Source organism: Arthrobacter agilis, assembly GCF_002953615.1.
Classification (GTDB): Bacteria; Actinomycetota; Actinomycetes; order Actinomycetales; family Micrococcaceae; genus Arthrobacter_D; species Arthrobacter_D agilis_B.
This window is the reverse complement of the sequence record NZ_CP024915.1, coordinates 2,298,641-2,310,134: the sequence shown is the minus strand read 5'-3', so window position 1 is coordinate 2,310,134 and position 11,494 is coordinate 2,298,641. Positions and strand designations below refer to the sequence as shown.

Genomic DNA, 11,494 nt, shown 5'->3' with positions numbered 1-11,494 from the left:
CGGCGGCGCGTGCCGGCGATCCGGAACCTGGCAGGCAAGGTGCCCGGGGTGTAACCGCCGTAGGCCGCCGCGCCCCATGGCGCTCCGGCGGCCAGGGCGGCCTGGAATGCCGCGACGACGGCGAGGAGGGCGGTCGCGAGCCCGACGGGCCCGTGGTCCGCAGCCGAAGGGGGAGGCGTTCGGAGGGTCATGCTCGGAGCCTAGCGCGGATTGAAGGGCTCCACCCGGGCTCCACCCGGGATGCGGTCGGGTACATCGCGGGCCGGCTGCGCCGGGGGAGGCGCCTGCCGGGATGATCACCACTGCTGGCCGGAAGATCCTGCTACTCCCTCTTGCTATGTACTGGTAGTCAGTGTTACTTTGTACCGGTATCAAGTAACACTGACTAGCGAGAGGAGAGTCATGGGCAGGCAGGCGACAGAGATGCTCAAGGGCACCCTCGAGGGCATCGTCCTCGCACTTCTCGCCGGAAGGGCTGCGTACGGGTACGAGATCACGACGTGGCTGCGTGAGCAGGGCTTCTCGGACATCGCGGAGGGCACCATCTACGCGCTTCTCGTGCGGGTGGAGCAACGGGGGCTCGTGGACGTGGAGAAGGTCCCGTCCGAGAAGGGCCCCCCGCGCAAGGTGTACTCGCTCAACGCGCAGGGGCAGGAATACCTCAACGAGTTCTGGAGGACATGGAGCTTCCTCTCGGAACGGCTCGAACAGCTCCGACAAGGAGGGGTGTGACCATGTGGATCGAGAAGATCGTCGGGGATCTCGGCGACAAGAAGAGGTACAGGGAGTACAAGGAGCGCATCCGGCAGTTGCCGGAGGGCTACCGACAGGCCGCTGCGGCGCTCGAGCGGTACCTCATGAACCTCGGCCCGAGTGACGACGGCAAGAGCCTCATCGCCATGCTCAACGATCTCGCCGACCTGCTCGAGCAGAGCGTCGCCGCAGGAACGCCCATCCGGGACGTCGTCGGTGCGGACCCTGCCGAGTTCGCCGAGGAGTTCATGCAGAACTATGGCGGTGGAAGCTGGATCCGCAAGGAGCGCAACCGCCTCGCCTCCGCGATCGACGACGCCGAAAGGGACGAGCGGCGATGAGCGCCGTGGCGTCCCCCATCCGGGTGTCGGGACTGGAGAAGTCCTACAAGGATCTCCACTTGCTCCGCGGCATCGACTTCGACGTCGCCGGCGGCAGCATCTTCGCGTTGCTGGGGTCCAACGGTGCCGGCAAGACGACTGTCGTGAAGATCCTCTCGACCCTGCTCTCCGCGGATGCCGGCACGGCGTCGGTCAGCGGGTTCGACGTCGCTGCGCAGCCGGCGCAGGTGCGTGGATCGATCAGCCTCACGGGTCAGTTCGCGGCTGTCGACGAGGTGCTCAGTGGACGCGAGAACCTCGTGCTCATCGCACGGCTGCGGCACCTCAGCGACCCGGGCGGCATCGCCGATGACCTGCTGCGCCGCTTCTCGCTGACGGACGCGGGAGGGCGGAAGGTCTCGACCTACTCGGGTGGGATGCGCCGTCGCCTCGACATCGCGATGAGCCTGATCGGGCACCCGCCCGTCATCTTCCTCGACGAGCCGACCACAGGGCTCGATCCCGAGGCGCGCATCGAGGTGTGGCAGGCGGTGAAGGAACTCGCCGTGCAGGGCACCACGATCCTGCTCACCACCCAGTACCTCGAGGAGGCCGAGCACCTCGCCGACCGCATCGCCGTCCTCCATCAGGGCCATATCATCGCGAACGGCACCCTGGCGGAACTCAAGCAGCTCCTTCCACCCGCCCAGGTCGAGTACGTCGAGAAGCAACCGACCCTCGAGGACGTCTTCCTCGCGATCATCGGCGTCGACACCGCGACGGACACCCCGTCCGGACCCACCCGGAAGGACTCCCGGTGACCACCCACCTCCTCGGCGACACCGCCGTGCTGACAGGGCGATCCCTGCGCCACATCACGCGCAGTGTGGATACGATCGTCACGACGGCGGTCATGCCCGTCGCCATCATGCTTCTCTTCGTCTTCGTGCTCGGTGGTGCGATCGATACCGGCTCGTCCTCCTACGTGAACTACCTGCTGCCCGGCGTCCTGCTCATCACGGTCGCCTCGGGCGTCGCGTACACCTCCTACCGGCTCTTCCTCGACCTGCAGAGCGGTATCTTCGAGCGCTTCCAGTCCATGCCCGTCGCCCGGTCCAGCATGCTCTGGGCGCATGTCCTGACATCACTGGTCGCCAATCTGGTCTCCCTCGTGATCGTCGTCCTCGCCGCCGTCGCCATGGGTTTCCGCTCGGGCGCAGGGGTTGCGGCCTGGCTCGCCGTCGCCGGCATGCTGGTGCTGTTCACACTCGCCCTGACCTGGATCGCGGTGATCGCCGGACTCTCGGCGAAGTCGGTGGAGGGCGCCGCAGCGTTCTCCTATCCGCTGATCTTCCTGCCGTTCATCAGCTCCGCCTTTGCGCCCACCGAGTCCATGCCGGGCCCGGTGCGCTGGTTCGCGGAGCACCAGCCCGTCACCTCCATCGTCGAAACGATCCGGAACCTGTTCGCGCAGCAGCCGGTCGGCAGCGACATCTGGACAGCCCTCGCCTGGTGCGTCGGGGGCCTGGTGGCTGCCTACGCCGTCGCCATCATGGCCTATCGGCGCAGGACCGGCTAGGCAGGGCCGTGAGCGCGCGGTCCGGCAGGAGGGAAGCCCCCGCGGATGGGGCCTTCGTCAGACCCACATCTCGATCTGTACCTGCCCGGCCAGCCGCCTGAGTACCTGCACATCGTCATCGGTGAAGATCCGCGGCTGGTCATCCATCAGGCACAGGGTGCCGATACGCCAGCCGTCCACGGTGCAGACGGGGTGACCGGCGTAGAAGCGGACTCCGGGCGCGCCGGTGACGAGGGGGTGATCGCGCCACTCCGGATGCACGCGTGCATCCGCGATGACCAACGTGCGGTCCTGTTCGATGGTCGTCGCACAGAGCGAGAGGTCCCGCGGAAGATCCTGGCCCAACGGTCCGACGACGGATTTGATGATCTGCGAATCGCCGGTGATCAGGGCGATGGAGGCCGAGCTGACACCGAAATGGTCCCGCGCCTGCCGGGTGATCCGATCGAAGCGGTCCTCCGCACCACCCTCCAGCAAGCCGGACTCGTGCAAGGCCTGCAGGCGTCGGAACTCGGTCTCGTCGGCATCGGATCCACCTCCGATGCCACCTGCAGCAGCCACTGCATCGAACGAGGAACCGCTGCCGAAGGTAGCGCTGGTGCTGTGATCCCCGGCGGGTGGGGCGTTGAAGTCGTACCCGTCGGGGGAGAGGTCGAGGGGGCGGAGGTAGTCGCCGTAGCCGGAGAAGGAGGCGGCCTCCTCGTTGCTGTAGTGCGCACCATCGGCCGTGGATCCCTCGCTGTCCAGGCATTCGTTGACGGCCTGGGCGAGCAGGTCGCGCTGCTCCACCTCGAGCATCACCAGGCCGGAGAGGTAGCCCCGGACCTCGAGCTGGTCGGAGTCCCCGGCCAGGTCGACATACGTCCGGAAGACGTCAGGGAGGTTCAGGCCGGCGGCCCGCACCGTCTGGATGGCGCTCCACTGCTGAAGGTACCCATCCAGCATGCCCGTCCTCCGTCCACTGATCCGTTCGACCATCCCAGGTCGACCCCGGACGGGTCGACCTCGCCCACCAAGACTATGCTCATCGGTGTCGCCCGCGCCTGTACTCGACGGCCGATGGCAGAGTGCCGCCGACCAGGACTAGGGTGCAAGCCTGACATCCTCGCCCCGGAGGTTGGCGCGGAAGCCATCGGTCTGGACGGTGACCCCCTCCAGCACGAGGCCGGCGGGCAGGCCGTCGATATCGTGCTCGATGGTCACGAACCGCCTGACGACGGCGGCGGTGGCATCGGAGAGGAAATCCGGGCCACCGATGTCGATCGAGCGCGGCTCCAGCACGAGCCTGCCGGCCTGGACGTCGACGGTGCCGGTCGCCGTGACGCGCACCTCGCGCCCCAGGGCGTCCACGGTGCGGACCACCGTGGCCTGGCCGCCTCCGGCAGCGCGGACCACGGAGTCGTCGCCGAGCTCGTCGGCCACGACTTCGAACGGCACGGTCGCGTCCACGACCAGCCGCGCGGCCACCGACCGGTCCGGCCCCACCACCACGTCCTGCCCGACGGCCCGGACATCGCGGAGCGTCGAGTCCGGGGTCACGACCGTCCCGGCCTCCAGCACGAGGTCGGCGAACCACGTCTCGTCCTCGAGCAGGGTGGCGGGGGGTGCTGCCGTCGTCGATGGGTCCTCAGCTCCCGCCGACGCTGTCGGCGCAGGTCCCGGTCCGCCTGCGTCCGCCGGGTCGCTCAGCCCCCACCAGAGGATCACGAGCGCGACCCCCAGGACGAGTGCCATCCCCGTAGCACCGATCAGCCAATCCTTTGCACGCGTCCAGTCCATAGGGACAGTCTGATGGCTGCTGGTCCTGGAAGGGGCGCGGAGCCGGTCACCCTGCATTTTGCGGCGGACCCAGCACTCGAGACGGGACGGGCAAATTCCGCGAGGAACACGAACGGTGGTGATTAGATGAACAGTGTCGAGGGGCCAGGATCCCGGGCGGGAGGAGGAACAGCCGCGGAACGAAGCGTCGTCGTCGCCAATCCGCGCGGCGTACATGCCATGCTCGCAGTCCGTATCGCCGCCATCGCCGACAGCTTCAGCGGGAGGGTTTTCCTCCGTCTCGCGTCCGACCCGGACTACTCGGTCGATGCATCGCAGGTCACGTCGGTCCTCAGCCTCGGTGCCGGTACCGAGGAAGTCGTGACCATCAGCTGCGAGGGGCCGGGTGCCGAGAAGACAGTGGCCGCCCTGGTCGCCGTACTCACGGATGTCGACTGACGGCATCGGGACGAAGTGCCCGAGAGGACCGGCCAGGGTGTGCAGGTGGGTGGTTCTCCGGTCGTCGTGAGTTCGAGCGCGACGTCGCGGGCGAGGTCGGTGCGGTGACGGTGCCGTGCAGGCACAATGGGGATACACCGGACACCCGGGGCGACGGCGGATCGAGAGATCGGATCCGACGGCACGGCCGTGTCCACCGACCGAGGTTCAAGAAGGACTGTGTACAGATGTCAGCAGAGGATCGTCATCAACTCGCCGTCGCAGCGGCGGACAAGGAAGCAGCCGCGTTCGAACTGGATCATGCTGAGCTGAACCTCAAGGAGGCCATCGTCGTCGCCCTCGAGCACGGCGAGGACCCGGAGGTCATCGCGGAGGTGGTGGACCTCGATCCCGAGGAGATTCTCGAGCTGAAGGAATCCGTCGACCAGCCGCCCCTGCTCAGCCTCGACGACATCACGCCGGCGGTTCCGCCGGCAAGCGTCCCGAGCGCCGGCTGACAGCTCCCGGTCCAGCAGGTCCTGCTGCGACATCCCGGCAGGACGTGCTGGACCTGCCGTGCAGCGCCAGGAGGGGGGTCAGGGGTTCGGGGCGGTGTTCCCGCTGTGCGGGACCACCGGGGCCGGGTTCGAGGCCCGTTCGAGGATGAGCTGGGCCAGGGTGTGGACCTTGACGTTCTGATTGTTCGAGGAGCTCCGCAGGATCCGGAATGCCTCCTCCTGGCTGCAGCGGTTCTGGGCCATGATGATTCCCACAGCGACATCGATGGCAGAACGGGTCTCCGTGGCTGCGACCATGTGCGCGGTCTGGTCCCTGGCGTCGTCGACCTTCACGATCAGGCTCAATGCGGCACCGGCCGAGGTCGCGAAGGCTTCGGCGGCCCGCTGCCGCTCGGGCGTGAACACCGCGCGTTCGGCGCCGTAGAAGTTGATGCTCGCCGCACCCTCACTCCTGCCGTCGTCCGTGCCGTCGTTCCTGGCACGCAGGGGAAGAGGCATCCCCATCATCGAGAGATAGCCGTGATCGGCGACCGCTCGCAGGTATCCGCGCCACCGCTGGTCGGCATCGGTGTCATCCACGACCGTGGTGGTTCCGGTGTTCAGGGCGGTGAGGCAGGGCCCGTCGCCGGCGTCGTACTGCAGTTCGTCCAGGACGCCGACCTCGGGGATGCTGCTCACCAGCGTCACCATGCGCCGGCGGTTCCGGTAGGTGATGCCCGAGACCACGTCGGCAGGAGCCATGATCGTGGCCGAGAGCCGGACCACGGCGTCGAGGAACTCCTGCACACTCTGGTGCGCGAGCATCAGGTCGTAGATGTCGCTGGTGTAGTCCTGAGGGTCGGTGGTCCCGGCCATGCGTGTCGAACTCCTGTGAGAACAGTGCCGGCCCTGCGGTAGGGCGCGGCATTACCGATGGGTCGATGTCCGCCGAGGCAGGCATCCTGACCGAGGAGGAGAATGCCACCTCCGCACGAGCATCCCTGTATCCACGGCATGGAGACGGACGTCTCCGGGTCTTCCTGCTGCGTTCCTCCAGTCTCATGGACCACCCTCGCCACAACCCGGAACGAATCCTCAGTTTTCGATCAAGTCGGGTTCCGCACGCTCGTCCGCGGTGAGGGCTCCAGGGCTACGAGCGCCCTGCAGTACGGGGCAGCAGTGCGGCATAGGAAGGACTGTCCCGCACGAACGCGCACGACCCGGCTGCCGGGAGGAGAAGGAGGGGAGCGGAGTCCGGGGCCGATCAGGGGGATGTGCTGCGGGTGCCGGGCAGGACGGGGTTCCGGGTGGTCGAGATGATGTCCTCGGCGATCCGGCCCGCGGGGACCTGACGTGCGCACGCCGCGCTGAGCAGCAGGGCATGGGCCTGGTGCACGGTGCAGTGCTGGTTGCCCATGATGATGCCCGTCGCGATCTGCACGGGTCGGGGAAGGGGCAGAGCCTGCTCGGGGCACAGGGTGGCGTGGATCAGCCGGGCCCAGTCATCGACCAGATGCCTCGCGCGTGCTGCAGGTGCGTCGTCGGATCCGGAATCCGGAGCGGTGCGGTGGGGGATCTGGTGGTGCGGTTCTACGTCGTCGTTCATGCTGCACTGCCCCTATCGGGGATCGTGCTCTGCCATGGATGCGGTTGCTACGGCACCGTCAAGAAGAAACCAGGAGTACGGCCTATGTCTGGACCGCGTACCCCTCACACTACGCTCCGCCGTCAAGACGGCCGTGGCGCCGACGGGTCCGGAGGCGCTCAATAGCTGGACGGGGAGTCGTCCTCCGGCGCCGGAAGATAGGCGGTGGCGAGGGCTTCGGAGCCGCGGGCGAGGAGGGAGACGTCGGCGCCGACGAGGACGAAGGATGCCCCGGATTCCAGGTAGTGCCGGGCGGTGGTCGGGGTGAACGCGTTGACGCCGGCCGGTTTCCCGGCCAGCGCTGCAGCGTGCAGGCAGTTCCCGACGGCGGTGCGGACCTGCGCGTGTTCCTGCTGGCCGAGCAGTCCCATGGACGCGGCGAGATCGGAGGGCCCGAGGAAGATGGCGTCGACGCCGTCGACGGCGAGGATGTCCTCCACCGCCTCGACGGCGGCCGTGGATTCGATCTGGACCGTGACGCTGACGGTCCCGCCGGCCGTGGCCAGGTAGTCGGGGATCCTGTTCCAGCGGGCGGCGCGGGCCAGTGCGGAGCCGACGCCGCGGACGCCCTCGGGCGGGTAGCGGGTGGCGGCGACGGCGGCCCGCGCGTCTGCCACGGTGTTCACCATGGGGATCAGCAGATTCTGCACGCCGAGGTCGAGGTACTGCTTGATGAGCACGGTGTCGTTGACCGGAGGACGGACGAGTACCTGCACCGGGTACCCGTGGACGGCCTGCAGCTGGGCGAGGATCGATTCGAGGCCGTTCGGGCTGTGCTCGGCGTCGACGAGCAGCCAGTCGAGCCCGGACCCGGCACAGATCTCGGCGACCAAGGGGCTGCCCGAACACACCCACATCCCGGCCAGCGGGCGCTCTGCAGCAACCAGTGCCTCGGCGAAGGTGGGTCCTAGACGAAGCGGCATGTCACGGCTCCCAGTGCTCCGTAGTCGGCGTGGACGGTGTCCCCCCGGTCCACCCACATGGGTCGGGTGAAGGATCCGGCGAGGATGATGTCGCCGGCCTTCAGGCCGTCCCCGTGGGCGGCGATCTTGTTGGCGAGCCAGTGCACGCCGGCGGCCGGATGGTCCAGGACCCCTGCGGCGACCCCGGTCTCCTCGACGACCTGGTTCTTGTAGAGGATGGCGGACACCCAGCGCAGGTCGACGGCGTCGGGCCGCACCGGCCGTCCGCCGACGACCATGGCGCCCATCGCCGCGTTGTCGGAGATGGTGTCCACGATGGTCCGGCCCTCCATCTCGATCCTCGAGTCGAGGATCTCCAGCGCAGGCACCACATGGTCGGTCGCATTCAGGACGTCGAAGATGGTGCAGCCCGGTCCGCTGAGGTCGTCCTTGAGCACGAAGGCCAGCTCGACCTCGACCCGGGGGTGTGTGTACCGGTCCCACTCCACGGAGCACCCCGTCTCGAGGACCATGTCGTCGAAGATCGCCCCGTAGTCGGGCTCGGTGATGCCCGTCGCGGCCTGCATGGCCCTGCTCGTGAGCCCGATCTTCCGGCCCACGAGCGTACGTCCGGCGTCCTCGTTGCGCTGCCGCCACAACCGCTGCACGGCGTAGGAGTCCTCCACCGTCATCCCCGGGTAGCGGGCGGTCAGCAGCGGGACGGGAACCCGGCTCCGGCCGGCCTCCAGCAGCTCATCGGCGATGGCCTCGATCGTCGCGTCGTCCAGCATGGCTACAGCTGGGCGCCGAGTTTGAAGCCCTCGGCCTCGGCGCCGTCCTTGCGGGTGTAGGAGAAGCCGTCGGCGCCGACGGTGACCGCCATCTCGCTGCGTTCGTCGCGCTCGGTGACGGGCTGCGGGTTTCCGTCGAGGTCCAGGACGAGGGACGCCTCCGAGTACCAGGACGGTACGACGGCGTTGCCCCACCAGTCGCGGCGCTGGTTGTCGTGCACGTCCCAGGTGATCGTCGGGTTGTCCGGGTCCCCGGTGTAGTAGTCCTGGCAGTAGATCTCGATGCGGTGATCGTCCGGGTCGAGGATGTAGAGGTAGAAGGCGTTGGAGACGCCGTGCCGTCCGGGGCCGCGCTCGATGCGGTCGCTGATCCGCAGGGCGCCCATCTTGTCGCAGATCTGGATGATGTTGTGCTTCTCGTGGGTGGCGAACGCGACGTGGTGCATGCGCGGTCCGTTGCCGCCGGTCAGCGCGGTGTCGTGCACCGTCTGCTTGCGGTGCATCCACACCGCGTAGGTCACGCCGTCGGAGTCCTGGATGTCCTCCGAGACGCGGAAGCCGAGGTCCTCGAGGTACGCCCGGCCGCGTGGCACGTCGGGGGTGACCTGGTTGAAGTGGTCCAAACGGACCAGTTCGCCCGCAGAGTAGAGGTCGTAGCGCTGGGTGAGGCGCTCGACGTGCTCGACGTCGTAGAAGAACTCGTAGGGGAAGCCCAGCGGGTCCTCGACCCGGACGGAGTCCCCGACGCCCTTGGTGAAGCCGTCCGCACGGCGTTCCGTGCGGCAGCCCAGTTCCCTGTAGTAGGCCTCGGCGGCGTCGACCTCGGCCGGTGACTTCACGCGGTAGGCGAACGCGGCGACGGCGGCGACCGGTCCCTTCCTCAGGACGAGGTTGTGGTGGATGAACTCCTCGAGGGACCGCAGGTAGATGGCCTCGTCGTCCTCCTCGGTGACGTGCAGGCCGAGGACGTCGACATAGAACGCGCGGGAGCGTGCGAGGTCGGTGACCACGATCTCCATGTAGGCGCAGCGCACGATGTCCGGAGCGGGAACCGAGGGCGTGGGTACGGGATTCGTCATGGGATTCTCTCTTCGTCGAGCGAACGGGGTGGGGGCTCAGCCTTCGTCGGTGGCGGCGGCGTCGATGCTGCCGAACCTGGGGGTGTGGACGGTACCGAGGGTGATGTGGACGGCCTGCTGGTCGGTGTAGAAGTCGATGGAGCGGTAGCCGCCCTCGTGCCCGAGACCGGAGGCCTTGACGCCGCCGAACGGGGTGCGGAGGTCGCGGACGTTGTGGCTGTTGAGCCACACCATGCCCGCCTCGACGTTCGAGGAGAAGGTGTGGGCGCGGGTGAGGTCCTTCGTCCAGATGTAGGCGGCGAGCCCGTACCGGGTGTTGTTCGCGAGTGCCAGGGCCTCGTCGTCGGTGTCGAAGGGGGTGATGGCCACCACGGGACCGAAGATCTCCTCCTGGAAGATCCGCGCGTCGGGGGCCACATCCGCGAACACGGTGGGGGCGATGTAGTTGCCCTCCGGGAGGTGCTCGGGGCGTCCGCCGCCGGCGAGCAGCCGGCCCTCGGTCTTCCCGATCTCCACGTAGGAGGCCACCTTGTCGAAGTGCACGGGATGCACGAGGGCCCCGACCTCGGTCTTCGGGTCGTGGGGATCCCCGACGACGATGGCCTTCGCGCGCGCCGCGTACTTCTCGCAGAACGCGTCGTAGACCGGGCGTTCGACGAGGATCCGGGAGCCTGCGGTGCACCGTTCGCCGTTGAGGGAGAAGACCCCGAACAGGGCCGAGTCGATGGCGGCGTCGAGGTCCGCGTCGGCGAAGACGACGCAGGGTGACTTCCCGCCGAGCTCCATCGACAGGCCCTTGAGGTTCGCGGCGGCGTTCCGGAAGATCGTCTGGCCGGTGGTGGTCTCGCCGGTGAAGGAGATCAAGGGGACGTCCGGGTGCTTGACGAGGGCGTCGCCGGCTTCCTCGCCGAGCCCGTTGACGAGGTTGAACACGCCGTCGGGCAGGCCGGCGTCCCGAAAGATCTCCGCCCACAGGGAGGCGGAGAGGGGCGTGAACTCGGCGGGCTTGAGGACCACCGTGTTCCCGGTGGCGAGGGCGGGAGCGAGTTTCCAGGACTCCAGCATGAAGGGTGTGTTCCACGGGGTGATGAGCCCGGCGACGCCGATGGGCTTGCGGTTCACGTAGTTGATCTGGGAGCCGGGGACCTTCATGGCGTCGTCGAACTGGGCCACGATCAGGTCCGCGAAGAAGCGGAAGTTCTCCGCGGCGCGCAGCGCCTGGCCCTTGGCCTGGGTGATGGGCAGGCCCGTGTCGAAGGTCTCGAGTTCGGCGAGCCGGGACTCCTGGGCCTCGACGGCGTCGGCGATCCGGTTGAGGACCCGGGCACGTTCGCGGGGCTTCATGCGGGGCCATGGCCCGTTGGTGAAGGCCTCCCGTGCGGCCGCCACCGCGAGGTCGATGTCCTCCTTCTGCCCCGCCGCGGCCGTGGCGTAGGTGGTGTTGGACACCGGGTCGAGGACCTCGAAGGTCGCGCCGCCCACCGAATCGACGAAGCGTCCGTCGATGTAGTGCTGGATGGAGGTCGGTAGGTCCTCCGGCACGTAGTGTGTCGTGGCCGCGTCGATGGGGCTGGTCATGGCATTTCCTCACTGGTGTGTGCGCCGGTCTGCGCGAGATAGGCGTCGAGGGTGGCGCTGCGATGGAGTCTCGCCGCGCGTTCGATGGCGTCAGCCTCCGCTCCCCCCTCGATGAGCCGGAGGAGGGCGTCGTGTTCCTCGACCGACTCGTGGG

The 11,494-nt window shown here is 68.1% G+C and carries 14 protein-coding genes and 1 pseudogene; 6 read left to right on the top strand and 9 right to left on the bottom strand.

Going from position 1 to position 11,494, the window contains the following annotated elements:
• Positions 1–191: pseudogene (locus CVO76_RS11275) on the bottom strand (hypothetical protein); the annotation flags it as partial.
• A 211-nt stretch (positions 192–402) separates the two neighbouring features.
• On the opposite strand from CVO76_RS11275, the gene CVO76_RS11270 reads away from it, so the two are divergent.
• From CVO76_RS11270 to CVO76_RS11255, 4 genes are read left to right on the top strand one after another with little or no spacing between them, the layout of a single operon-like run.
• Positions 403–732, top strand: coding sequence for a PadR family transcriptional regulator (locus tag CVO76_RS11270; RefSeq protein WP_208739312.1), 330 nt, complete (start codon positions 403–405; stop codon positions 730–732).
• A 2-nt stretch (positions 733–734) separates the two neighbouring features.
• On the top strand, positions 735–1,094 hold the full coding sequence (locus CVO76_RS11265; RefSeq protein ID WP_208741789.1) for a DUF1048 domain-containing protein: 360 nt from the start codon (positions 735–737) through the stop codon (positions 1,092–1,094).
• A complete protein-coding gene (locus tag CVO76_RS11260; RefSeq protein ID WP_208739311.1) occupies positions 1,091–1,894 on the top strand; it encodes an ABC transporter ATP-binding protein in 804 nt (267 codons plus the stop codon). Before CVO76_RS11265 ends, CVO76_RS11260 begins: the two co-directional genes overlap by 4 nt.
• Positions 1,891–2,652, top strand: coding sequence for an ABC transporter permease (locus CVO76_RS11255; RefSeq protein WP_208739310.1), 762 nt, complete (start codon positions 1,891–1,893; stop codon positions 2,650–2,652). The genes CVO76_RS11260 and CVO76_RS11255 overlap by 4 nt, the downstream gene beginning before the upstream one ends.
• A gap of 57 nt (positions 2,653–2,709) precedes the next feature.
• Here the strand turns inward: CVO76_RS11255 and CVO76_RS11250 are convergent, their stop codons facing one another.
• Complete coding sequence (locus CVO76_RS11250) at positions 2,710–3,597, bottom strand: GAF domain-containing protein (RefSeq protein WP_208739309.1); 888 nt, start codon at positions 3,595–3,597, stop codon at positions 2,710–2,712.
• 138 nt (positions 3,598–3,735) lie between these two features.
• Positions 3,736–4,386 carry an LmeA family phospholipid-binding protein gene (locus CVO76_RS11245; RefSeq protein ID WP_208739308.1) on the bottom strand — a complete coding sequence of 217 codons (651 nt, stop codon included), beginning with the start codon at positions 4,384–4,386 and terminating at the stop codon, positions 3,736–3,738.
• Between the two features lie 171 nt (positions 4,387–4,557).
• Here CVO76_RS11245 and CVO76_RS11240 point away from each other — a divergent pair, with 171 nt between their 5' ends.
• Complete coding sequence (locus tag CVO76_RS11240; protein ID WP_208739307.1) at positions 4,558–4,869, top strand: HPr family phosphocarrier protein; 312 nt, start codon at positions 4,558–4,560, stop codon at positions 4,867–4,869.
• A 227-nt stretch (positions 4,870–5,096) separates the two neighbouring features.
• A complete protein-coding gene (locus CVO76_RS11235) occupies positions 5,097–5,366 on the top strand; it encodes a hypothetical protein (protein ID WP_208739306.1) in 270 nt (89 codons plus the stop codon).
• A 78-nt stretch (positions 5,367–5,444) separates the two neighbouring features.
• Here CVO76_RS11235 and CVO76_RS11230 read toward each other — a convergent pair whose 3' ends face one another.
• The 6 genes from CVO76_RS11230 to hpaE all read right to left on the bottom strand — a co-directional run bounded on the left by CVO76_RS11230 (position 5,445) and on the right by hpaE (position 11,340).
• On the bottom strand, positions 5,445–6,221 hold the full coding sequence (locus CVO76_RS11230) for a GAF and ANTAR domain-containing protein (protein ID WP_208739305.1): 777 nt from the start codon (positions 6,219–6,221) through the stop codon (positions 5,445–5,447).
• Positions 6,222–6,609: 388 nt separating this feature from the next.
• Positions 6,610–6,951, bottom strand: a complete 342-nt coding sequence (locus CVO76_RS11225; RefSeq protein ID WP_208739304.1) for an ANTAR domain-containing protein — start codon at positions 6,949–6,951, stop codon at positions 6,610–6,612.
• Between the two features lie 158 nt (positions 6,952–7,109).
• A complete protein-coding gene (locus CVO76_RS11220; protein WP_208739303.1) occupies positions 7,110–7,913 on the bottom strand; it encodes an HpcH/HpaI aldolase family protein in 804 nt (267 codons plus the stop codon).
• Positions 7,898–8,683, bottom strand: a complete 786-nt coding sequence (gene hpaH, locus CVO76_RS11215) for a 2-oxo-hept-4-ene-1,7-dioate hydratase (protein WP_133081485.1) — start codon at positions 8,681–8,683, stop codon at positions 7,898–7,900. Before hpaH ends, CVO76_RS11220 begins: the two co-directional genes overlap by 16 nt.
• A 2-nt stretch (positions 8,684–8,685) precedes the next feature.
• Positions 8,686–9,762 (bottom strand): 3,4-dihydroxyphenylacetate 2,3-dioxygenase, encoded by a 1,077-nt coding sequence (hpaD, locus tag CVO76_RS11210; protein ID WP_208739302.1) that lies wholly within the window; start codon positions 9,760–9,762, stop codon positions 8,686–8,688.
• A gap of 36 nt (positions 9,763–9,798) precedes the next feature.
• Positions 9,799–11,340, bottom strand: a complete 1,542-nt coding sequence (hpaE, locus tag CVO76_RS11205; protein ID WP_208739301.1) for a 5-carboxymethyl-2-hydroxymuconate semialdehyde dehydrogenase — start codon at positions 11,338–11,340, stop codon at positions 9,799–9,801.
• Positions 11,341–11,494 lie beyond the last annotated feature (154 nt).

Coding starts and splice junctions, on each gene's coding strand:
- CVO76_RS11270 (WP_208739312.1), top strand. CDS start 403: ATGGGCAGGCAGGCGACAGAGATGCTCAAGGGCACCCTCGAGGGCATC.
- CVO76_RS11265 (WP_208741789.1), top strand. CDS start 735: ATGTGGATCGAGAAGATCGTCGGGGATCTCGGCGACAAGAAGAGGTAC.
- CVO76_RS11260 (WP_208739311.1), top strand. CDS start 1,091: ATGAGCGCCGTGGCGTCCCCCATCCGGGTGTCGGGACTGGAGAAGTCC.
- CVO76_RS11250 (WP_208739309.1), bottom strand. CDS start 3,597: ATGCTGGATGGGTACCTTCAGCAGTGGAGCGCCATCCAGACGGTGCGG.
- CVO76_RS11245 (WP_208739308.1), bottom strand. CDS start 4,386: ATGGCACTCGTCCTGGGGGTCGCGCTCGTGATCCTCTGGTGGGGGCTG.
- CVO76_RS11240 (WP_208739307.1), top strand. CDS start 4,558: ATGAACAGTGTCGAGGGGCCAGGATCCCGGGCGGGAGGAGGAACAGCC.
- CVO76_RS11235 (WP_208739306.1), top strand. CDS start 5,097: ATGTCAGCAGAGGATCGTCATCAACTCGCCGTCGCAGCGGCGGACAAG.
- CVO76_RS11230 (WP_208739305.1), bottom strand. CDS start 6,221: ATGGCCGGGACCACCGACCCTCAGGACTACACCAGCGACATCTACGAC.
- CVO76_RS11225 (WP_208739304.1), bottom strand. CDS start 6,951: ATGAACGACGACGTAGAACCGCACCACCAGATCCCCCACCGCACCGCT.
- CVO76_RS11220 (WP_208739303.1), bottom strand. CDS start 7,913: ATGCCGCTTCGTCTAGGACCCACCTTCGCCGAGGCACTGGTTGCTGCA.
- hpaH (WP_133081485.1), bottom strand. CDS start 8,683: ATGCTGGACGACGCGACGATCGAGGCCATCGCCGATGAGCTGCTGGAG.
- hpaD (WP_208739302.1), bottom strand. CDS start 9,762: ATGACGAATCCCGTACCCACGCCCTCGGTTCCCGCTCCGGACATCGTG.
- hpaE (WP_208739301.1), bottom strand. CDS start 11,340: ATGACCAGCCCCATCGACGCGGCCACGACACACTACGTGCCGGAGGAC.